This window comes from Nitrosomonas sp. (genome assembly GCA_031316255.1).
In the GTDB taxonomy this organism is placed as follows: domain Bacteria; phylum Pseudomonadota; class Gammaproteobacteria; order Burkholderiales; family Nitrosomonadaceae; genus Nitrosomonas.
Genome location: JALDQW010000001.1, coordinates 2,034,381 through 2,057,161 on the forward strand (window position 1 = coordinate 2,034,381; position 22,781 = coordinate 2,057,161).

Sequence of the window (22,781 nt, forward strand, 5' to 3'; positions counted from 1 at the left end):
GGATGGGTGAAATTGTCGTGGGCATTCATCAGAAATTGACAACCATAGAGAAGTGCACACGCAATGTTCCGGTTTTATGACCTCTGGCGAGATCAAGCGCGAGCGGCCCCGCCGGACTGCGCCAGCGTACGCCGGCGCCGTAACCGAGAAATAACCGCATATCCTTGACTGTATCCGCAGCGCTGCCGACATCCACAAAGGCGGCTGCCCCCCAGTTTTGCATGAACCAATGTGTATATTCCGCTGTTCCGGTTGCCATAACGCGTCCACCGACAATTGCATTGCCTTCACGCACACCGATACTCATAAAATCATACCCTCTAACCGATTGTATTCCGCCGGCGCGAAAAAGGTATTCCTGCGGAATGCCAAATCGCGATGACGCCAGTGTGTAACCGGCTTCTCCGCGCAGATAGAATACATCGTTTTTTCCAACCGGCCACCAGTTTTGCTGCCGTCCGTACAGGCGTAAAAAATCCTGATCGGACAGAACGAATTCACTGCCACCACCGAGCCTGAATTCGGTGATGCCGCCGCGCCGGATATTTACGGGATCATCAACAAAATGGTACCGGAATCGCCAATCGAGCGCCAATGCTTCTACGGTCTGATTGACCGCGCCGTCAGGGCGTTTTTCCTCTCTTTGCCAGTTTAATGAAAACAGATTCTGGATATTGCGTGTCTGGTAGACCCGTGCGGTATCAACGCGTTGCTTGATTGTTACCAGATCTTCAATGTCGGTTCTTTGCAGGCTAGCGCCTGCGGAATAATATACATTGTTCTGGTTCGGTAGCGTATTGACGCCGGTAAAAAACGTCTGTCGTTTTTGTTCGAGACGCAGAATCGTGTTTAAATTCCATGCCCGATCCAGAAAATTGTGATTGCTGAAATTGGCTTCCACGCGTGCGCCGTTGTTTGAACTGTAACCGCCGCCAAAAGCGATGCGCTTTGATTGTGTCTCTGTAACGGTAACATGTACCGGAATGGCTTCATGCTTTGAAATATCAGGATCAATATTGACCGAAACATTGCCAAAGTGCGGGATGCCTTGCAATGCAATCTGGAACAAATGCATGCGTTCTTTACTGTAAGGTTCACCGGGTCGAAACGTTCGGTAGTTTTCTATCATTTCTTCGTCGTAACGTTCCAGACCGGTGATTTCGAGCGCGCCAAAGTAAAACGCCGGGCCTGAGTCAATAATGATATGCAGCGAGACCAGCGCGTTTTCCCTGTCGACAACGGCTTCGCTTTTGACGATTTGAGCAGCGGCATATTTTTCATAAGTGACTTGAGACAGTAACGCGGCCTTGGCTTCTTCCCACTCGGCTGAGCGAAACGGTTGGCCGGTTTGAAGTGGCCAGGCTTTACGCCATTTTTTCAGTTGTTTTTGCAGTGTTTCATCATCGACGATGCTGCCCTGAAATTCGATTTGAACCGATTCGACATGCGCCAACGCGCCAGGATCGACGATAATGACAGGAATTTCGGTTTCGTCTTCGATGCGCTTGTCAAAAGTGACAGTTGGAGAAAAATAACCTTCCGTTGCGAGCAGTTCGTTGATTTCCAGTTTTGTCCGGCGTAAAAAAACGCGTTGCGCCATGTCGCTGGCGAACGGTTCTTGTGGAAGCCTGATATGATCTTTGAGTAAATCCTGTACTGAGCCCGGTGCGGATAACAGTACAAATCTGGGTGCATCGATCAGGTTGGGTAAAACCCTGGATTCCGCTAAAATGGATTTACTATAGACAAGGAAAAAGCATATCCATAGCACCCATAGAAAAGTAATCGGCCGTTTTCTGAACATCAATCGGGTATCGGGCATAGTGAAGCAATCAATAGCCGACTAAAATTTCAACACTGTGGCGTTATGAAAATAAAGAATCACTGTATTATTTTACGTACAATTTATAATTTCTAAATGGCTGTACATTCTACTATAAAAGCAGATTATCCTTCCGAGGCGGTTGATTGCCGCCAGTGCGAAAGGCTGGCTGCATTTCTGGATTCAGTAAAAGCGCGTTATCCGGACTATCATGCGCGGCCGGTTGAGGCATTTGGCGATACCCGGGCAAAATTACTGATAGTCGGGCTGGCGCCCGGAATGCATGGCGCAAACCGGACTGGGCGGCCTTTTACCGGTGATTTTGCAGGCATACTGCTGTATCAGACACTTTTTAAATTCGGCTTTGCCAGTCATCACGAATCGATATCGAAGCAGGATGATTTGCGGTTGCTAAACTGCCGTATCACCAACGCGGTTAAGTGTCTGCCGCCGCAGAACAAGCCCAATCCTGAAGAAATCAAGCAGTGTAATCATTATCTGAAAACAGAACTAGCCGCTTTCAGGCGCGAGGGCGGCCGGGCAATACTGGCGCTCGGGGCAATTGCCCACCGGGCAGTGTTGCAGTGTCTGAATTTGCGCATGAAAGACTATCTTTTTGCACATGGCGCGGCGTACAGTCTGTCAAACAGCACGCCGAATTTTGTGGATATGGGCTCAGTCAAACTGTATGACAGTTATCACTGCAGTCGCTACAATACCCAGACGAAACGATTGACAACCGGGATGTTCGAGCAGGTGTTTGCCCAAATCTCGGCTGATCTTGCTTTGGAATGATCCGATTCGAAAAAACTAAATAACCAATAATAAAACAGGAGAGAGAGCATGCCTTATGTTCATTTACGCGTTGCAGGCACTTTGAGCACGGAGCAAAAAGCGAAAATTGCCGAGGAAATCACCGATACCCTTGCGCGCGTTGCCAACAAGTCAAAATCCTACACCTATATCACGTTCGAGGAAGTGCCGCATGAGAACTGGGCGATAGGCGGTGCACTGCTGGGTAAAAAAGAATAGGATGTACAGCGCATTTGAAACAAAATGATTTAGCGGCAAAATTCGACGCGAAGGGTTTTTGCCAGAATTTACCGGCACAACCCGGCGTGTACCGGATGCTGAATTCCAGCGCCGAGGTGATTTATGTCGGCAAGGCGGTTGATCTTAAAAAACGCGTTTCTTCATATTTTCAAAAGACCGGTCTTGCGCCCAGAACGCAATTGATGGTTTCGCAGATTACGGGTATCGAGACGACGGTGACGCGCTCTGAAGCAGAAGCGTTATTGCTGGAAAACAATCTGATCAAAAGCCTCAAGCCACGATATAACATCCTGTTCAGGGATGATAAATCCTATCCTTATATTATTCTGAGCGGGCATGATTATCCGCGGCTGGGGTTTTACCGCGGGTTGGTGGATAAAACACATCAGTATTTCGGACCGTTTCCGAATGCCGGAATCGTCAGGGAGAGCATACAGTTGCTGCAAAAGGTATTTCGATTGCGCACCTGCGAAGACAGCGTTTTCAGCAACCGGACACGGCCTTGCCTTCTGTACCAGATCAAACGCTGCAGCGGCCCCTGTGTCAATCTGATTTCGCAGTCCGATTACCGTGAAGATGTCAGCAGTGCGGAATTGTTTCTGCAGGGCAAACAATCCGAAGTCATTGACAGCATCGCCGGAAAAATGCAGCAGGCTTCGGACAAGATGGAATATGAGCAGGCGGCGTTGTTGCGCGATCAGATGCAGGCATTGCGTAAAATCAGGGAAAAACAGTTCGTCGATAGCGGCAAGGCGATGGATGCGGATATTGTGGCTTGCGCCGGACTCAAAGACGGCAGCGACAAGGTTTGTGTCACGCTGGCCATGGTCAGGGGCGGACGTCATTTAGGCGATAAAAGTTTTTTTCCTCAGAATGCCGACGGTTATGACCTTTCTGCCGTGATTGAGGCTTTTCTGGCTCAGCATTATTTGAACCGCAGCGTACCGAATCTGATTATTGTCGATCGCAAAATTCAACGCGATGTTTTGGAGGATTTGTTGACAAATCAATCCGGCCATAAAGTGACGATTAATCAGAATCCGATCGGTGAACGCCGCGTATGGCTGAAAATGGCGTCAGAGAACGCGCAGCTTGCACTCAAGCAGATGATGAATCGCAAGGCCAGCCAGGAAGTACGTTTGGTTGCTTTGCAACAGGCATTGAAGCTGAACGCATTGAACCGTATCGAATGTTTCGATATCAGCCATACCATGGGCGAGGCGACGGTTGCATCTTGCGTGGTTTACGATCATTTCGCCATGCGTAACAATGAATACCGGCTTTTTAACATTAAAGGCGTTACCCCGGGAGATGATTATGCAGCGATACGCGATGCACTGAACCGCCGGTACCAGAAAGTCGTGCAGGGCGAAGGCCGTTTGCCGGACCTGATCATGATTGACGGCGGCAAAGGTCAGGTCAATGCAGCCAAAGCGGTGCTCGATGAACTCGGAATCAGTGATGCGAATCTGATGGGTATTGCGAAAGGCGAGGGTCGTAAACCCGGTCTGGAACAATTGATTTTTCCCGATCAGAAAAAGCCGTTACAATTGCCCAATGATCATCCCGGTTTGCATCTGATTCAGCAGATCAGGGATGAAGCCCATCGTTTTGCGATTCAGGGGCATCGGGGCCGGCGCAATAAATCGCGCATGACATCGAGCCTTGAAAATATCAGCGGTATTGGCGCCAAACGCCGCCAGGGTTTGTTGGGGCGCTTCGGTGGCTTGAAAGGTGTACAAACCGCAAGTATCGAAGAGCTTGCCCAGACTGAAGGAATCAGCCGCAAGCTTGCGGAAAAAATTTACCGGGAATTGCATTGATTTGGAACGGTTTTGTACATGAAATCGCCGTATTGCATGCGGCTGTTTTTTTTATAATTAATCCGTTGGATCGTTTATTTAGCAATTTATTTTATTCATTCGTGTTTATAGATGCCCGTTAGGACATTTGTTGTTATGCCTTTAAATCTGCCGAATTTTTTAACATGGCTCAGAATACTGGCCATTCCCCTTTTTGTGGGGATTTTTTATCTGCCTGACGGCTGGTTGTCGTCCGAACAGAAAAACCTGGTTGCAACCATTATTTTTGCCGGTGCGGCCATTACAGACTGGCTTGACGGGTTTCTGGCGCGCGCATTAAACCAGATGTCCGCTTTTGGCGCATTTCTCGATCCTGTTGCCGATAAATTGATGGTGGCTGCCGCTCTGATTGTGCTCGTCTATCTTGACCGGCTCGGTGCGCCGATCGCATTGATTATTATCGGGCGCGAGATCGCGGTCTCGGCGCTGCGCGAATGGATGGCGCAAATCGGTCAATCCAAAAGTGTGGCAGTTTCATTCCTGGGAAAGATCAAGACCACGGCACAGATGATTGCGATACCACTGCTGCTCTACCATGACGACCTCGCTGAAGGTTATAATGCGCTTGAAATCGGAACATGGCTGATTTATGTGGCGGCTTTCTTGACGTTATGGTCGATGATTTACTATTTAAAAGCAGCCATACCGCAAGCCATCAAACATGACCAATAACCCCTATTATTCGATTATGCACGGTATTATTTTTAAAGTCAGAAGCCGGGAAGCAGGAATGCTGGTGCGTTTATTTCTGACATTCATTGCGTTGAAGATGTTGTTTATTATGTCTGCGGGTTCTGCACACAGCCGTTCTGGCGAAGACCCGAAAGCATTCGTGGCTTGTGAACGTATCAAAAGACAGAGTATCTGTGAAGAGTACCGTTTGAGTTCACTGTCGGCTTCTGACCGGCAGTTGATTACCAAGCATTGTTCAACAGGTACGCGTTGTCCCGATGAAAGCAGAATCGGGCGCTGTATCCGTTATACCGATCCTGACGGACTGGTTTTCGACAAGCACTATTATCGGGGATCGGAAAAAAAACATGACTGGGACGCAACGACAATCGAGGAAACCTGTATTCAAAGTGGCGGCAAGTACGAAGCGGGTTAGTCGCAGGTTGGTTGTTTTGAAGAATTGATTTGGACATGCAATAGACAACAGCAATGTATGTTTTGCTGTTGTCTGTATCAGACTATCTTCTGAATAAAATACGTTGTTGTCTTGTTGCTGTAAGCAGGATCAACCCTAAGGTAAATAACAAAACCATTGCGGGTTCGGAAACTACACCGCCGGGTGTAATCGTGGTTGGCCGTCCAGCAAGTGTCAGAATTTGTCCGGCAGAATCACGGTCAACAACATTTAAGCCAAAGGCATCATTAAAGATATTATGTGAGAAATTCGCACTGACGTCTGCATCGGTCAGCCCCAGTGAAGCACCAAAAGCTGTGACAGTCGTTCCGGCTTCTGATTGATTAAAACCAGTTGAGCTGACAACAAACGGCAAGAATCCGAAATGCCCACCACCCGGTGTCAATCCGGTTCCGCTATTGCCTTCAGCCATGGCATACAGTCCACCACCCGCATTTATAAAATTAATAATATCTCCGGAGCGAAAATTGAGAATATCCAGTTCCGCCTGGGTTAGTATTCCACCAAAATCAGATGCGATGACAATCCCGGCATATTTTGTTCCTAAAAGATTGAGTTCCGCACCCAAGGTAGAGGCCGTGTGGTGTTCAAAGTCAACACCCAAAGCATATCCACTCTGGATAATGCCATTCACACCGTGTCGATGTCCTGCTGGTACTGAGATATTGGATTCAACAAAAAGAAACTTACTGGTTCCACCTGCTGCAAATGTATTGAAGGTGGGGTCTAAAATGTAATTGATTGCGGTTTGGTTGATATGTACGGCGCCTATAGAATCGATGGCTGTGCCGGAAGAATTTGAAGCATGAAAGTCGGGGTCATGCCCGGTCAGGAATATCGAGCCAGCAAAACTTTGCTGTGAAGAAAGCAAAAGGTAACAGAAAGCAATTAAAAAATATTTTTGCATTGGAATTCTCCTTGAGAAGTTGCATGAAAAAAAGCCTTTTATATTCTTTACGCAAAATTCGTGCCTGCGCTTTCTTCAATGAATAAGTTGTTGTATCAATATGGTTTTCTTGGTTTTCAGTAGAGGGTGTTGCAATTTATTTTGAGTAGGCGTAAAGAAATCCGACACTCGTAATTTCCAGAATACGTTTTCTTTTGTCCCCGAGACATTATCGTATGGGATGCTCTTAATAAGGATTGTTCTCAATGAGTGCGTTATTTCTGTTGTTCCTAAAAAGGTGCCAGCAGATACAGTGCACTCATTGAGAACAGCTATTGGTCTTTTTTTGTGATAATTTTCAGCGTCTGTTAAGTAAGATGCACCTATAATAGTTGCTTCATACGGGTTTTTTCGGGCAGCTTACCGAAAAACAGGTTTTTACAGTCGATTCGGTTTTGTGAGCATCGCTGAAAACACGAATCGTACAAAAGGCGACTATTTGGAAGAGAGATGATGAAGAATTTCTGTGCCCCCGGTATTACGCTGTTTATTGTATCGCTGATTTTAATTGCGAACCTGGTTTCCATGCCGCTTTATTCACAATCGCTGATTATCGACACAAAAGGTTATGCATCGGGTCAGTTGAGCCGGATCGGACGTGACAATGCGCTTAATCGTACGCTCAATACAGCCTATGTTGGAGAAGTGCTGTTGGGTCATGAAAGCGCTTCATTTATCAGTTTTGGCAGCATTCCGCAAAACCTGGTGACCAATCCGTTCCAATTCTGTTTCGAGAAAGATGATTTTTATGCAACGCTTGAAGAAATTATTGGCTATGATGTTGTGATTGAATATAAAATGCCACGCAGCAATACGTTGTTATCATGTTCTGCATTTAATGAACTGCTCGAGGTTTATCTGGTCGATAAAAATATCGTACCGGAACAGACGCATTTTATTGGCAGCATTCGTACTTTTGAGCCCGAAGTTTCTTACGGTGTGGAATTTGGCCGGATAACCAATGTCATTAAGAACAAGAACCTGAACCGTAATTATTTTATGACCATGCAGATCGGAAAAAGCGGCGACAAATTCAGACATTTTGTCATGGATGACCGCGATCTTTATGAATTTTCCATTAAAAGCCTGAAAATGGCGGCATGGGTGAAAGTGCATTACAGCGAGCGGCTGGCAAACAGAAATATTTACGGACATCGTACACGGCTGTTTGTGTCGGAAATAGAAATTGTTGATCAGGAAGCGTTTGAATAAATGTCTGCCAACGCCATGAAAACAGGAATCAAGTCTGATATTTTAGGTGAAACCATGCGGTTGTTTTTAATAGCTATCGGCCTGTTGCTCGGCGCCTGTTCATCAATGCCACCTTCCTTGGATGACACGCGTATCAAGAACATTTCCTATGCCCAGGCCAGTGCAGATGCGCAGTCATATCAAAATACGCTGGTGCGCTGGGGCGGTGTTGTTGTTGAAGTGAAACAGGAAGATAAAGACAGCATAATGCAGGTGTTGTATTATCCGCTCGATTATTATGGCCGTCCCGATATCGACAAACCCAGCGAAGGGTATTTTCTCGTTAAAAGCACGCAAACACTCGATCCGAAGATTTTTTTTGCCAGCAGGGAAATTGTTGTTGTCGGCGCCATAGCAGGTAAAACCGAACCGGCAGCGGAATCCGGGCGCGCCGGACTGCCGTTGCTCAACGCCACAACGATTCACCCCTGGCCGATTGCCTACCGGGATAATTACTACCGGTATTGTCCGGATTGTTATTTCAGGCAGCTATTCTGGTAAGACGGGAATTGACACACAGGATATCTTCTCTTTAAAGCCCGACCCCCCAAATCAACCGGTTTTATGTCACGGGCTATTCGAATTATTTCAGACGGGCCAAATGGATGCTTGAAAAAAACTTGGTTAATCCTGAAATTTATTTTTTGAAAAATTTTCTGTTCATTTAGCCGGAACCACTTCAGTACCCATAGCAGTGGCTTCATTTGGCCAGTCGATGCAGGACACTGCGGTATTTTTTCATAACCCTCCCGGCAGCGGCCATCTGTTGCTCAAAGACCTGACGGTAGGGCAAAATCGTCAAGCCATCAGGCCCGTCAACGAGATACAACTCATCGCCCTTGCCCACATTTAGTTTCGCCAGCACTTCTTTCGGTAATACAATGCCCATCGAATTGCCGATGGATATGATTTTTACTTTTAGCATGGCAGATTCCACAAAGTAATTGCTTATCCTAAATGGTTTTAAAGAATCCTGTCAATCTGAATGCTGTTTCCGGTATTTGACAGCCTGATTGATAACACAGAGAATACCAACAACCGAGGACAAGTACGTTTCGGTTCTTAGTACGGTAATCTTCATCTCTGTTTAATAAAAACTCAATCAAAATCCAGCATGAATTTCCTGTCCCGTTTGCATCCATCCGCATTGGCTCACTGGTTTTCAAAAAAAACCAGTCAAAAAACCGATGACGGTGAAACGACTGTGCAAAACGGGCAGAAAGAACACATCGAAAAAATAGAAGCACTGCTGGAATCGGTCAACAGCGCTTCGCAGCATGTGCGCAATTTTTATATCACCTTCCTGCTGGCCGGGTTTTATATTGCGGTAATCATCTGGTCGACGACCGATGTCATGCTGCTCAAGGATACGCCGGTAAATCTGCCGATCCTGAATGTCGAACTGCCGATTACCGGGTTTTACCAGTTTGCCCCTTATTTCTTTCTGTTGTTGCATTTCAACCTGCTGTTGCAGCTGTGTCTGCTGGCCGACAAAATACACCGCTTTGATCATGCCGTCATCAGGCTGGGCGATGAGAATGCACGCCGATATTATTACACACAGCTTTTTGCCTTTGCATTTACCCATACATTAAGTGGGCGGCAGCATTCCGGGTTGTTGCGGTTGTTGCTCACGCTGCTGGTTTGGATTACGATTAACTGGCTGCCGCTCGTTATTCTGATCGGGCTGCAAGTGGGCTTTCTAGCATACCACGATGCGGATATTCTGCTTTGGCAGCGTGTGGCGATTATTTTGGATTTGCTGATTCTGGCGATCTTCTGGCCGATTATCCGCTCAGTCGATGGCAATGGACTGAACTGGATTAAACAGGCGACAGGGTTGCCGTGGCTATTACAACGCGTTCAACGATTGTGGGTCAAGACAACCGACAGCAATTCCACTATAAAACGGATTAAACCATCCGATCAACCGGAAATCCATACCAGTGGCCGGCCTGTGCTCGAAGGCAGTTTCAGCGCAATTACTGTTCTGAGTGTGCTGATATTTTCCTGGGCCGTTGCCGTGTTGCCGGATAGTGCTCACGAAAAATTTGTTGCTAAAATTATTCCTACAAGCTGGTTAACGGATGAACCGCTGAGTTCATCCAACATAGCGGGGGAGCGTTATTTCCGTTTAACGGAATATTTTTTTGATCAACGGTATGTTATCGATGATCGGGATGAAAAACAGATAAAAGGCGGTATTTTCAACCGCAATCTCATTCTGCGTGAACAATTGCTGATCGCCAATGAATTATCGGCCGAAGACGAAGCCGATGTTACCAGTGATGATGAAAAGAAAAGAGAAGCCGCGCTGAAAAAAGTACGTGGCCTGATTCTCAGTGAGCGAGATTTTCGTTATGCGGATTTCTCACAAGCGCGTTTGCCTAAGGTGGATTTTGTCGGCGCAAATGGCGATCTATCTGATCTCAGTCATGCAAACTTTTCAGCAGCCATGTTAACCCGTGCGCGAATGACTAAAGCCGAACTACAGGGTGCAGATTTAAGTGAGGCCAAATTACAAGGTGCGGATTTAAGAGCGGTCCAACTACAGGGTGCAAAGTTAAGCAGGGCCGAACTACAGAGTGCAAATTTAGGAGAGGCCCAACTACAGGGTGCAGATTTAAATTGGGCCAAACTACAGGGCGCAGAGTTAAGCAGGGCCGAACTACAGAGTGCAAATTTAGGAGAGGCCCAACTACAGGGTGCAGATTTAAGACATGCCAAACTACAGGGTACAGATTTAAGTTGGGCCAACCTACAGGGTGCAGATTTAAGTAGGGCCAAACTACAGGGTGCAAATTTAAGTAGGGCCAAACTACAGGGTGCAAATTTAAGCAGGGCCGAACTACAGGGTACAGGTTTATGGGAAGTCGAACTACAGGGTGCAGGTTTAACTTGGGCCAACCTACAGGGTGCAATTTTAATAGGCGTCAAACTACAGGGTGCAGATTTAAGTTGGACCAGACTACAGGGTTCAGATTTAAGACAGGCCGAACTACAGGGTGCAAATTTAAGTTGGGCTGGACTACAGGGTGCAAATTTAACGAACGCTAACTTATCGCTGACTGTCATTGATGGCCTGTATGTGGGTATATTGACTGAGCAGTCTGTTAATGAATGGATTGAGCAACTTGCAATAAAAATCAAAGATGATGTGATTTTTAACCGAATCCGTGATCGGTTATCAAGCCGTGCCGGTCAACCAACGACGTTGAGCGAGGCAATAGGTAAACAGATCTTTACCAATGCGGTGTACGGCGTTGATCTGCATACGCTGCTGTTTGGTTTTGGTAACGAATTGTATGGTAGTACCGATTTGTCAGCGTATCTTAACAGTTTGCATCCCTATTTAATTTCACAGGCTTGTGAAAACAAATGGGCAGCCTCGGGCATAATTCGTAATCAGTTTGATGGGATTCGACCTGGAAACGTGGCTGCGCAATGTATGTTATCGCTCAAGGACCAAATGAATCTGAAGGGCGAATGGATTTGCCCAGCGCTATCTGAAATCAGTGACGATACGCTCAGGTTATTAAAAGCAATCGCAACCCGAAAAACAGAGAACACCATCCAACTCGCATTCGAATGCAAAACAGACCGTTCAGACCTGCCTGCAGAATCGATTGCACCCAAAGTACCGGGTGAAGCCTATGAATAACCCAACCATCAAACTGCGTCGTGTCGCCATCGACACGTACCACGAAAACGTTGCGTACCTCCACCGCGAATGCGCGGTGTATCGCGCGGAGGGGTTTCAGGCGTTGTCGAAAATCCGCATCAGTGCCAATGGCCACAAGATACTCGCGGTGCTCAATGTGGTCGATGATGCGGCGATTGTGACGCCAACAGAGCTGGGACTGTCCGAGCAGGCGTATGAACAGTTGAATGCGCATGCAGATTGTGTGATTAAGGTCGACCACGCCGAGCCTGCGGCATCGATGGACGCGGTGCGGCGCAAGATAGACGGGGAGCGCTTGACGCTGGAAGATTTTGAGGCGATTACGCGCGATATCGCCGAGAGCCGGTATTCCAAGATGGAGATGGCGGCGTTCCTAGTGGCGACCGGGCAGAACAGCCTCGACCGCGACGAGGTGTATTATCTGACCCGGGCGATGCTCGATACCGGACAGCGGCTGAACTGGGGGGAATTGCTGGTTGTGGACAAGCACTGCATCGGCGGCATTCCGGGCAACCGCACGTCGATGCTGGTGGTGCCAATTGTCGCGGCGCATGGCATGCTGATTCCGAAAACGTCGAGCCGTGCGATTACCTCGCCCGCCGGGACGGCGGATACCATGGAAACGCTGGCGGAAGTCAATCTGTCGCCGGGCAAGCTGCATGATATTGTGCGTAAACACCGCGGCTGTCTTGCGTGGGGCGGTACGGCAAAACTCGCGCCGGTCGACGACATGCTGATTGCGGTGGAGCGGCCGCTCGGTATCGATTCGCGCGGCCAGATGGTCGCATCGATTTTGTCGAAAAAACTGGCGGCGGGATCGACGCATCTGCTCATCGATATCCCGGTCGGCCCAACGGCCAAGGTGCGGCATATGCGCGCGGCGCTGGCGCTCAGAAAGCTGTTTGAATTTGTCGGCGATCAGCTTGATATCCATCTGGAAGTGATTATCACCGACGGGCGGCAACCCGTCGGGCGCGGTATCGGCCCGACGCTCGAAGCGCGCGATGTGATGCAGGTGCTCGAAAACGACCCTAAAGCCCCGGAAGATTTACGCCAGAAATCGCTGGCGCTGGCGGGGCGTATTATCGAATTCGACCCCGATGTACGCGGCGGGCAGGGCTACGCGATTGCGCGCGATATTCTGGATTCGGGCAGGGCGCTGGCGAAGATGAACGCGATTATCGAAGGGCAGGGCGCACGTACGGTCGATTTCACCCCCGGTCAGTTTTGCCATGAAGTCCGGGCGGACAGAACGGGCGTGGTCACCGGCATCGATAATTTGCAGATGGCCAAAATCGCACGCATTGCCGGTGCGCCGATGGATAAAAAGGCGGGCGTCGATCTGATGCGTAAAACCGGCGATGCCGTGGCAGAAGGCGATGTATTGTACCGGGTTTACGCGGAATTCATGTCCGACTTCGAATTTGTTGGAAAGCTGATAGAACAGGATAAGGGGTATACCATTGGCGAGAAGGGAGATATCAAACGGTATGATGCATTTGTTTAAAGTGAGCGCAATCTGATGCGGGTAATCGGCTTTGAGGATTACTACACCCAGGCGCAGGCGCTGGCAAACGCGTTGCGAGCGGAGTATCAGGAAGTCCGGCTGCATGTTTTTCCGGATGGCGAAAGCCGGGTGCAGGTGCCGGTGGATTTGCCGGAACATGTGGTGCTGGTCAGAAGTCTGAACCAGCCCAACAGTAAACTCATTGAGCTGCTGCTCAGTGTTTCCGCATTGCGCAGACATGGCGCCAAACGCATTACCCTGGTTGCGCCATATTTATGCTACATGCGGCAGGATGTGGAAAATCATCCCGGCGAAGCGATCAGTCAGCAGGTGATCGGCCAACTGCTCGCGGATAATTTCGATGATGTGATTACTGTCGATCCGCATCTGCACCGGGTGCATCGGCTGGATCAGGCCATTCCCATTAAGAATGCACTGGCGATCTCTGCGGGCGAGACAATCGGCCGGTTTCTGAAGAACCAATATCAATCCGGCATGCTGTTTGGTCCCGATGGTGAATCCGAACAATGGGTGTGTGGCATCGCAACCGAAATCGGTTTTTCGTATGCGGTGGCGGCTAAAATCAGAAGCGGGGATAATGCGGTGAATGTCACCCTGCCGCAACGCAATTATGCCGAGCAGAATGTAATTCTTATCGACGATATCGCCAGCACCGGCCACACACTTGCACAGGCCGCCGGAAAACTGCTGCAGGCCGGTGCGAAACAGGTGGATGCTGTAGTGACGCATCCGCTTTTTTGCAGCGATTCGGAACGCTTTATCCGCCAATCCGGCGTGACGCAGGTCTGGAGCACGGACAGCATTGCCCATTCAACCAACGCAATTTGTTTGAGCGAGTTGCTGGCGGAGGCGGTCAAAACACTCATCTGATTCGAACAATGGGTGCCGTTACTGATTGGCAGGGTGTAAATTCATTTGTGCCAACGGCGTGTTTCAGATAGAATCATCGTTCTTTTCCGGATACTGTCCGGAATTCTTTTAGGCGCGTAGCTCAGTTGGTTAGAGCACCACCTTGACATGGTGGGGGTCGTTGGTTCGAATCCAGTCGCGCCTACCATATCACCTTCCGCACCCTTACAAAGCAATCCACAAAGCCATAAAAATAAAGGAATTTACAAAACTTCCTTTCTGCACTAATCCGTATTTACCCCCTTGCAACCGGCAAAAAGTAGGGGTATAAATGGGGATATATTTGAAAATTCAAAATCCTGTACCCCCAAATATTCATGAATGGTACTGCTGATCAAGAATCTATCCCCAAGACCTTTATCTTTAAAACACCATAACTTTAAGAAAGAATCCATATGAGAACTATTAGTCAAATTATCAATGATGCTCCAGTAACACCAGAAATTGAGACAACATTTAACAAAATCAAAACAGCATTAAATGCGCCTTTTACACCTCATTTTTTCCGAGTATGGGCGACTGCTCCAGAGGCTTTAAATGGTATCTGGCCTGTCATGAATCATATTTTAACAAGTGGACGGGTTAGTAGGCGCCTCAAGGAAATGATCTTTGTAGCCATATCTTCACTAAAAGGTTGTCATTACTGTGAAGCTGCACACCATGCATTTTGTTTAAATATTGGTGTTTCTCAAAAACAAATAGAAAAACTCATCACAAATTATTCGATTGATGAAGAGGATGGCGCAAAAGATAAAGCGGCTATTGATTTTGCCGTCAGATTAGCTAAAGACTCGCATGCTTCCAGTGAAAAGGATTTCCAGTTACTAAAAGAATATGGTTTTGACGAAGAAGAAATTATGGAAATTATCGCTATGTCAGGCATGGCCGTTTTTTATAATCACTTGGCCAATGCAACCAAAATTAATATAGATCAGGGTTTCACACAGATTCTTACCCGGCATGCTGAGAAATGATTTTTGCCCCACAATACACACTACAGAGCTTCCTTTAACTGAACACCTCTCTATTTTCATGGTCAACGAATAATTTAAAGTTGGTGTGTATCATACTAAAAAGGCAAGATATCAAGTTCTATAGACCATGACGCTTATTGCCCTTAGTTAAATTCAAAATTAGCATCCGGCCGATAGATAAAGTTGGCACAATTGAATGTCCGCTTACTCTTGGTATGCTGTCATTTGGTAATACGGGGCGAGCGCCTACCATATCACCTTTAATACTTCCAATCCGATTCGCAGCGTAAATTAAAGCAGAATAAATTGCCGAGGGGCTATTGGTTAGAAACCGGTTTGTCGGGGTGATTTAAAATGATTCACGATTACATTTAACCGCAAACCTTTGCGGCTAAATGTAATCGACGAGGCGGTATGCGCTACTTGGGGCTGTTCAGAAATTAAGTTAACAGATGTTTAATGGCATTTTGTTCGGTTATGAGTTCTTCATAACTTTTTTGCATTTTTTTTCTGTCATCGTCATTTAAATCCAACCCCTGGACTATCTTGTAGCGGCCATTCTGGCAGGTTACCGGGAAGCTGTAGATGACGCCTTCCGGAATGCCATAACTGCCATCGGACAGTATACCCATCGATGTCCAGTCATTTTCGCGGGTTCCAAAAATCCAGTCCTGCATGTGGTTAATAATGGCATTGGCTGCGCTGGCAGCGCTGGATCGGCCGTGACGTGCTTCGATAATAGCCATGCCGCGCTTCTGTACAGTCGGAACAAAGTGTTTTGCAATCCAGTTATCGTCGCCTATGAGGGGTTTGACTGGTTTGTTGTCAATTTCTGCATGACCGAGATCCGGGTATTGGGTATTCGAATGATTGCCCCAGACGATCATTTTGTTAATGCTGGTCACAGGCTTTGACAGTTTCAGGGCGACCTGGGACAAGGCCCGGTTATGATCGAGCCGGAGCATTGCGGTAAAGTTTTCAGGGTTGAGATCCGGTGCATTTTTGAGTGTGATATAGGCGTTTGTATTGGCGGGATTGCCGACGACCAATACCTTCACATTCCTGTTGGCTACCGCATTGAGCGCTTTTCCCTGTTCAATAAAAATCGGACCGTTCGCTTCCAGCAGATCCTTGCGTTCCATATTCTCGCCGCGCGGCCGCGCGCCGACGAGTATGGCGATATCGGTATCTTTAAATGCGACGAGCGGATCGCTTGTGGTGATAAGATCAGTCAGTAATGGAAATGCACAGTCCTGCATCTCCATAACCAGACCATCAAATAATGGACGCGCATTTGGAATGTCATGCAATTGTAGAATGACAGGCTGGTCTTTACCCAGCATGTCACCCGCTGCGATACGAAACAACAGGCTGTAACAAATCTGACCTGTTGCGCCAGTAACCGAAATTCGAATAGGCGATTTCATGTTTTCAATCCTTGAGTGACTCCTGAGCCCCTGTGACTGTTAAATTAACCTAGCGCTTAATTATACGTGCAATCCAGGTATCAAGGAAGTCTGAGATAGATAGAGATAAGTGGGGGTCTCAATTATCCGGGTTTGAACGTGTTTGGACTGTTTGACTGCAGTGAGGTTGATTCGGTTTTTGAAAATGGTGCTGCATGGACTATCGGCACTTGTTTTTAATATCCCGTGACAAGTCATGGTTCAACTGTCCATAGTAGCCGGGGAATATCGGTGCGCCGAATAACGGGTATTGCCAGAGATAGTAAGACTGCATGTCGGCCATGAGTATGCGGAGTTGTTTGCAGTGATTTTTTTCTTCCAGCGCGTTAAATTTTATTTGTTCCTGAATTTCTGCTTGCTTGATACGGTTTATATTGCGTTGTTTCATTTCGTGCAGTTTTCTTACCATCGCGTCTTGTTTTTGTTGTTCAGTCGTTTCATGTATTTCAGGAAGTTCTGTTAAGTCGGATACCATGGCGCCCGGTACCGGTGTTTTGCTGTACTGGATTTGCCCCCAGGGATCGCTCCATTGATAAATGGTGTCGGCAGAAGCACCGGTTATGTAAATCAGGGAAAACAGGCTGGCCAGGAAGAATTTGTTCATGAGTGAAAATAGCTGTGTTCAGTTGTGTATGGCGTCGTTTTTTTGATGGAAGTATTGCGCAAGTAGCGCTTCCATTTGGGTTTTATGAAAGGGTTTTGACAAAAAATCATTCATTCCGCTTTCCAGACACCGGGCCCTGTCACTCGCAAGTGCATTGGCGGTCAGGGCAATAATGGTTATCCCGGGAGTGTCGTTTTCTATTTCCCTGATTCTTCGTGTAGCTTCCAATCCATCCATTTCCGGCATTTGTATATCCATTAAAATGAGGTCGTAATATTTTTTTTGATAGGCTTCGACTGCCTCCAGACCATTCGAGACGACATCAACTTGATGACCGATACTGGCCATAATACCTTCTGCCACCATTTGATTAATCTGATTGTCTTCGGCGATGAGTACATTAAGCCGTTTTCCGGAGACTTCTTTTTGCTTTAAGCGAGGCAGGTTGGAATCGCTGTTTTCCATGCGGACATATACCGGTGTGTTGTTGGCGCCGTTATCGAGCAGGTTGCTCATTCTGTTTAGCAGGGTGTCTGGCCGAACAGGATAGATGATTTGATCGATTCGGTTATTTGATTTGTTCAGAACCTGAAGATTCTGTGGAATAGTGGACAACAATAAAACAGGATAATTCCCGGAATGGAGCAATACTTTAATCGCATTAAAATCGGGTGTTTGTTCTTTTTCGAGTAACTGATAATCCAGAATGATAAGATCAGGTTTGTACCCGTTCTTGGCTTCTCCGATCAGAAAATTCTTTGCCGCTGTCAGGTCGTGGGCTTGCCGGACGTTGATGTTCCATTCTTTGAGCAGGCATGTCAGACTGTTACTGTTTTCCATGTTGTTGTTGATGACCAGTACATGTTTGTTGTCCACGCGGGCAAGTGAATCTGCAGTGATCGTTTTTTCCGATTTGTCTGAATATTTTAGCGGGATTGAGAACCAGAATGTGGTTCCTTTATTGCGCTCAGGCAATATGCCGATTTCACCGTTCATTAACTTCACCAATTGCCTGCTGATGGTCAGGCCTAAACCAGTTCCGCCGTATCGCCGCGACGTGGAAGCATCGATTTGTGTAAAACTGTCGAATATTTTTTCATGGAATGCATTGGGAATACCGATGCCGGTATCTGATACGGTAAACCGTATTCTTTGATCGGCCGTGTTATCTTTCGATACGCGTACATGGATTTCTCCAGACTCGGTAAATTTTACCGCGTTGCCAACCAGATTCATCAATACCTGTCTAATACGTCCGCTATCACCCAGATAGATACCCTGAATCGATGACGGAATGTAATATCCCAGCACAAGGTTTTTTTTCTGGCTTTCCTGGATGTAACTTTCCATGACCGTTTCAACCAGATCGGCTAGGTCGAACGGGATTTCCTCCAAATTGATTTTTCCCGCTTCCAGCTTGGAAAAATCAAGTACTTCATTAATAATGCGCAACATCTGCTCGCCAGACAATCGGATGTTTTCCGCATAATGACGGCTTTCGTTATCCAGTTCTCGTTCCAGCAACAGGTCGGTCATCCCGATCACGCCATTCATCGGTGTACGGATTTCATGACTCATTGTGGCCAGGAATTCCGATTTTGCCTGACTGGCGGCTTCTGCCTTATTTTTCGAGGCTTCAAGATTATGCTGGTTTTCCAGGATATGATCGCGCATTAATCTGAACGAATAGGTGAGCTGGCCGATTTCATCCGGTTTTTCTTCGGGCAGTCTGGCGGTAAAATCGCCGTGCGAAATGCGGTCGGCTGCCTGTGATAATTCCTGTGTTCTTCGTGTGACCATCAAATCCAGGAATGTGGCCACAAATAGGGCGACCAGGGTAAACAACAGTGTTGAGATGGTGATAAAAATATAACCTTCTTCTCTGATCGCGGATTCTACATGCGTTAAATCCACCAGAATGATCAGTTTGCCATAATCCTGTCCCCAGAATAATATGGAATGCTCAATACGTTTTACATCGCCTTTGTCTTCAGACGGAATAATGCTGGGCGTTAAGGGATAAATTTTCAATCCTTCAGCATCGTAATATTCAATCGCCAGCCAACGGCTTTCGCTATCCAGTGTCTGATCCAAAGTTTCGTAGATGGCGGCCAGTTGATTCTGGATTAAAAAGTGTTGTATTGCCTGAGCCAGGGTTGCGAGATGACTCTGATTGGAATGGTATTCGATTTGCAGCATTTGATTCGTAAACCGCGGTTGCCATACCAGAATAAAGGTAAAATTGGCCAGTACAGCCGCAACCAGAATAAACAGTGTCAGTTTGAGCCGCAACGACCTATATTTGCGCTTTAAGTTATCGGCCGGTAAAGCATTTGTGTGGGAAACGGGATGAGCGTTATTTTGTTCTTTCACAGCATTATTCTACATAATGTTCGAGTCCCCATTCATTCAATTCTTGATAATCGGCTGGGGCTGCGGCGGTAATATGCCTGATAGGAATTTTTGCCAATAAACGCGCGCCATTTTGCGTTTCGCCAATTTCCAGAAATGCTTTCCTGACCAATTCCTGATGTTCCGGTGGTACTCTGGGGTGCGCCACGACAGGATGAGATGCCATGCTACGCGTTTTATAAAGAACGACAAGCTTGTCTTTGATTTCATCCGGTTGAGTGCTCAGGCTTCCCATCACGCCGCCGCCTGCGGCGACTTTGCCCAGCGCCACATTCAAATATACTGAAGAATGCGTATGGACATATTTGGGCTGGTAGGACAGTTGATATAGCTGATCAAGGTCGGCACGTATGACCAATGAAGCGCCGAGGGCATTGGGCGCGGGAAATGCAATTTTTTTTCCTTCCAGTTGCTGTACGTTTTCGAGCCCGCTCGTTTTGCTGGTTACGAGAATCCCAAATAGCCGCTGGCCATCATCGCGTACCAGCGGTGTGTATCCCTGATTCTTGTGCGCAAGCCGTGAGTGATAAGGATTCATGTAGGCAAAGTCAAAATCACCCTTGATGAAATTGTCTTCAAAGTCAGGAATGTTATAGGCTCCGGCCAGCCTGAATTTCAGGCCTGTCCGTGTTTCCAGTTCAGTGAGTATGGGCAACCAGATAGCGGCCAGTTTCCGAATCTCATACTGCGGCACAACGCCAAAAGTATATTCTGTTTGTTCCGCCCATGCATTTTTGGAATCCTGGATAACGCCAAAAACCGAAACAAAAAGTGTGAGCACAAACAGTTTCTTTAACATATCAATTTCTGCAAAAACGATCAATAACACATATTTTAGGCCTGAATGACCACATATAGTTTCATGTCCGGTATGAATGGTCATGAAAGCGGTGCAAAGGTGCGGTTAAGATTTCATTATCAGGCTACCTCTAAAAATCCATACTTCGTTACAATACTTTGTTGTTTACAAAAAATATTTCCTTACATATCAATCATATGCCGCGTCAAAATTTTTTGCTATCAACAAGAATTGGCCTCGTCTTGTTTAGAATTATGAATTTTTAGAGGCGCTCATCAGTTTTTATTTACAGATGTTTTGAATGCCCAGTAAAGCATAAATCCGGTAAAAAGCATGCCGCCGGCAATATTGCCGGCGATGACGGGAAGGCCGTTCCAAAGCCACCAATCGGAAATGGAAATATTCGCGCTTAACATCATGCCGGCTGGAATGAGAAACATGTTAACAATGGCATGTTCATAGCCCAGCGCGAAAAAAGTCATAATCGGCAGCCACATCGCGGCAATTTTGCCGCCGGTTGTGGTCGATGAAAATGCCATGACCGCGCCGAGCGTGACCATCCAGTTACACAGCAGAGCGCTGGTGAACGCGGAAACGGTGCCGTCAAAACCATATTGTGCATAGCCGATTGTTTTGGCCTCGGCAATGTCAACAATGCGCTGGGCTGCGGCAATCGATGCGGGGTCGATATTCCCCATTTTTGTAGTGACAACGTAATACAAAAAGGCATAACAGACGCCGCCGATCAGGTTGCCGAGTAATACCCATGTCCAGTTATAAAACAGGCGGCCGATACTGGTTTGTTTGTCTTTGACGGCAATGGGTATGAGCGCAAAATTTCCGGTTGCCAGTTCCAGTCCGAGCAGGACGATCATGACAAATCCAACCGGAAATACGATCGCGCCTACAATGCCCAGTCCGGTTTGCGTCGCGGCAAGGATTGCCAGTGTCGTGGCGTACCCCAGGAATGCGCCAGCCAGAAAACCTCTTAACAACAGATCTTTTATCGGTAAATGTGCTTTTTTCGCGCCCGCAAGCAGCATGTTTTCAACAATTTCTTCCGGTTTTACATAGGCCACATCCTGTTCTCCTAGTCTTTCCTGTTTGAATTGCCGGATTCCGGCAAAAATATTTGCAGCAAGTCATTCAAAAAACGCCTGCCTTTCAATGTCGGCTTGATATGCAGATGATCGCGCTCAATAAAACCGTGATGTTCCGCTTCCTCGAGTTGCGCAAGAATCACTGTGATCGGCAGTCCTGTTCGTTCGTGGAACAAGGCGCTTTCAAATCCATCGGTTAAACGCAAAGCATTCATCATGAATTCGAAGCTGCGGTCTGCTCGCGACAGCTCATGCTGAGACTGTACGGCTGTTTCCGATCCAGCTCCGGCTGTTGTTGTTTTTTCAAGATATTCATTGGGTTGTTTAAACCGCATTTGCCGGATAATTTTATGTTCAAAACTGATTTTGCTGTGCGCGCCTGCGCCGATGCCCAGGTAATCGCCAAACAGCCAGTAATTCTGATTATGCTGCGATAGCCGGCCACGCGCTGCAAAGGCGGAGGTTTCGTAATGATGATAGCCATGTCCTGTCAGGATTTGTTCGATAACGGTCTGCATTTCGGCGGTTTGTTCGTCATCGGGCAGTGCCGGTGGATAGCGATGAAATAACGTATTGGGTTCCAGCGTCAAATGGTAGGCGGAAATATGCGAAGCACCCATGGAGCAGGCTGTTTGGATATCCTTGCGGGCGTCTTCAACACGTTGATTCGGCAGTGCATACATCAAATCGAGATTAAAATTGTCAAAATTTTTCTGGGCGATTTCAACGGCGTTATAGGCATCATGGTCGTTATGAACACGCCCTAACGCCTGTAAATGCAGTGCATTGAAGCTCTGTATGCCGATAGACAGACGATTAATCCCTGCAGCACGAAAATCAGCAAATTTTTGTGCTTCAAACGTGCCCGGATTGGCTTCCAGTGTAACCTCGGCGACTGGCTCGAGCGGTAACAAGGTTCTAACCGATGTCAGGATTTTATCAATCGAAGTTGCACTGAACAGACTCGGCGTGCCGCCGCCAAAAAATACACTGGTTAAACGCCGTCCCCAGACGTTCGGCAGCATCGATTCCAGGTCGCGTATCAGTGCCGTAACATAGGCGTCTTCAGGAACAGGCGTATTGCTGCGGATGGCATGCGAATTAAAATCGCAGTACGGACATTTTTTCAGGCACCAGGGAATATGAATGTACAAGCTCAGCGGCGGTAAAGCATGGAGTCTGGGTGCTTTTGAATCCAGGAGCAGCGTTTTGGAGATAATCGATGC

At 47.3% G+C, this 22,781-nt stretch carries 20 protein-coding genes and 1 tRNA gene; 12 read left to right on the forward strand and 9 right to left on the reverse strand.

What is annotated here, in order from left to right:
- Positions 1-28: 28 nt before the first annotated feature.
- The gene (locus MRK00_09090) at positions 29-1,822 is read right to left on the reverse strand and encodes an autotransporter assembly complex protein TamA (protein ID MDR4517525.1); all 1,794 of its coding nucleotides are present in this window, start codon (positions 1,820-1,822) and stop codon (positions 29-31) included.
- 96 nt (positions 1,823-1,918) lie between these two features.
- Here MRK00_09090 and MRK00_09095 point away from each other — a divergent pair, with 96 nt between their 5' ends.
- The 5 genes from MRK00_09095 (at position 1,919) to MRK00_09115 (ending at position 5,845) form a co-directional block, all read left to right on the forward strand.
- Entirely contained in the window at positions 1,919-2,617 is a 699-nt protein-coding gene (locus tag MRK00_09095) for a uracil-DNA glycosylase (GenBank protein ID MDR4517526.1), read from the forward strand.
- A gap of 48 nt (positions 2,618-2,665) precedes the next feature.
- Complete coding sequence (locus MRK00_09100) at positions 2,666-2,854, forward strand: 4-oxalocrotonate tautomerase family protein (protein MDR4517527.1); 189 nt, start codon at positions 2,666-2,668, stop codon at positions 2,852-2,854.
- Between the two features lie 95 nt (positions 2,855-2,949).
- On the forward strand, positions 2,950-4,698 hold the full coding sequence (gene uvrC / locus MRK00_09105; protein MDR4517528.1) for an excinuclease ABC subunit UvrC: 1,749 nt from the start codon (positions 2,950-2,952) through the stop codon (positions 4,696-4,698).
- Between the two features lie 135 nt (positions 4,699-4,833).
- Complete coding sequence (pgsA, locus tag MRK00_09110; protein ID MDR4517529.1) at positions 4,834-5,409, forward strand: CDP-diacylglycerol--glycerol-3-phosphate 3-phosphatidyltransferase; 576 nt, start codon at positions 4,834-4,836, stop codon at positions 5,407-5,409.
- Positions 5,399-5,845, forward strand: coding sequence for a hypothetical protein (locus MRK00_09115; protein ID MDR4517530.1), 447 nt, complete (start codon positions 5,399-5,401; stop codon positions 5,843-5,845). The genes pgsA and MRK00_09115 overlap by 11 nt, the downstream gene beginning before the upstream one ends.
- A gap of 82 nt (positions 5,846-5,927) precedes the next feature.
- Here the strand turns inward: MRK00_09115 and MRK00_09120 are convergent, their stop codons facing one another.
- Complete coding sequence (locus MRK00_09120) at positions 5,928-6,791, reverse strand: hypothetical protein (protein ID MDR4517531.1); 864 nt, start codon at positions 6,789-6,791, stop codon at positions 5,928-5,930.
- Between the two features lie 489 nt (positions 6,792-7,280).
- On the opposite strand from MRK00_09120, the gene MRK00_09125 reads away from it, so the two are divergent.
- Positions 7,281-8,042, forward strand: a complete 762-nt coding sequence (locus tag MRK00_09125) for a hypothetical protein (protein ID MDR4517532.1) — start codon at positions 7,281-7,283, stop codon at positions 8,040-8,042.
- Between the two features lie 15 nt (positions 8,043-8,057).
- Positions 8,058-8,582: a Slp family lipoprotein gene (locus tag MRK00_09130; GenBank protein ID MDR4517533.1), complete on the forward strand. Its 525-nt coding sequence runs from the start codon at positions 8,058-8,060 to the stop codon at positions 8,580-8,582.
- A 199-nt stretch (positions 8,583-8,781) separates the two neighbouring features.
- On the opposite strand, the gene MRK00_09135 is transcribed toward MRK00_09130, so the two are convergent.
- Positions 8,782-9,006: an AbrB/MazE/SpoVT family DNA-binding domain-containing protein gene (locus MRK00_09135; GenBank protein ID MDR4517534.1), complete on the reverse strand. Its 225-nt coding sequence runs from the start codon at positions 9,004-9,006 to the stop codon at positions 8,782-8,784.
- Positions 9,007-9,195: 189 nt separating this feature from the next.
- Between MRK00_09135 and MRK00_09140 the strand changes: the two genes are divergently transcribed.
- The 5 genes from MRK00_09140 to MRK00_09160 all read left to right on the forward strand — a co-directional run bounded on the left by MRK00_09140 (position 9,196) and on the right by MRK00_09160 (position 15,174).
- Positions 9,196-11,742, forward strand: coding sequence for a pentapeptide repeat-containing protein (locus MRK00_09140; protein ID MDR4517535.1), 2,547 nt, complete (start codon positions 9,196-9,198; stop codon positions 11,740-11,742).
- Positions 11,735-13,270: a thymidine phosphorylase family protein gene (locus MRK00_09145; GenBank protein ID MDR4517536.1), complete on the forward strand. Its 1,536-nt coding sequence runs from the start codon at positions 11,735-11,737 to the stop codon at positions 13,268-13,270. The genes MRK00_09140 and MRK00_09145 overlap by 8 nt, the downstream gene beginning before the upstream one ends.
- Before the next feature lie 15 nt (positions 13,271-13,285).
- Positions 13,286-14,161, forward strand: a complete 876-nt coding sequence (locus MRK00_09150; protein ID MDR4517537.1) for a ribose-phosphate diphosphokinase — start codon at positions 13,286-13,288, stop codon at positions 14,159-14,161.
- 110 nt (positions 14,162-14,271) lie between these two features.
- A tRNA-Val gene (locus MRK00_09155) sits at positions 14,272-14,348 on the forward strand.
- Positions 14,349-14,595: 247 nt separating this feature from the next.
- Positions 14,596-15,174 (forward strand): peroxidase-related enzyme, encoded by a 579-nt coding sequence (locus MRK00_09160; GenBank protein ID MDR4517538.1) that lies wholly within the window; start codon positions 14,596-14,598, stop codon positions 15,172-15,174.
- 440 nt (positions 15,175-15,614) lie between these two features.
- Here the strand turns inward: MRK00_09160 and MRK00_09165 are convergent, their stop codons facing one another.
- From MRK00_09165 to hemW, 6 genes are all read right to left on the reverse strand, one after another.
- The gene (locus MRK00_09165) at positions 15,615-16,601 is read right to left on the reverse strand and encodes a malate dehydrogenase (protein ID MDR4517539.1); all 987 of its coding nucleotides are present in this window, start codon (positions 16,599-16,601) and stop codon (positions 15,615-15,617) included.
- 199 nt (positions 16,602-16,800) lie between these two features.
- Positions 16,801-17,244, reverse strand: a complete 444-nt coding sequence (locus tag MRK00_09170; protein ID MDR4517540.1) for a hypothetical protein — start codon at positions 17,242-17,244, stop codon at positions 16,801-16,803.
- An 18-nt stretch (positions 17,245-17,262) separates the two neighbouring features.
- Positions 17,263-19,617: an ATP-binding protein gene (locus tag MRK00_09175; GenBank protein ID MDR4517541.1), complete on the reverse strand. Its 2,355-nt coding sequence runs from the start codon at positions 19,615-19,617 to the stop codon at positions 17,263-17,265.
- 4 nt (positions 19,618-19,621) lie between these two features.
- A complete protein-coding gene (locus MRK00_09180) occupies positions 19,622-20,455 on the reverse strand; it encodes a phosphate/phosphite/phosphonate ABC transporter substrate-binding protein (protein ID MDR4517542.1) in 834 nt (277 codons plus the stop codon).
- Between the two features lie 275 nt (positions 20,456-20,730).
- Positions 20,731-21,534: a formate/nitrite transporter family protein gene (locus tag MRK00_09185; GenBank protein MDR4517543.1), complete on the reverse strand. Its 804-nt coding sequence runs from the start codon at positions 21,532-21,534 to the stop codon at positions 20,731-20,733.
- A gap of 11 nt (positions 21,535-21,545) precedes the next feature.
- On the reverse strand, positions 21,546-22,775 hold the full coding sequence (gene hemW / locus MRK00_09190) for a radical SAM family heme chaperone HemW (GenBank protein ID MDR4517544.1): 1,230 nt from the start codon (positions 22,773-22,775) through the stop codon (positions 21,546-21,548).
- Positions 22,776-22,781 lie beyond the last annotated feature (6 nt).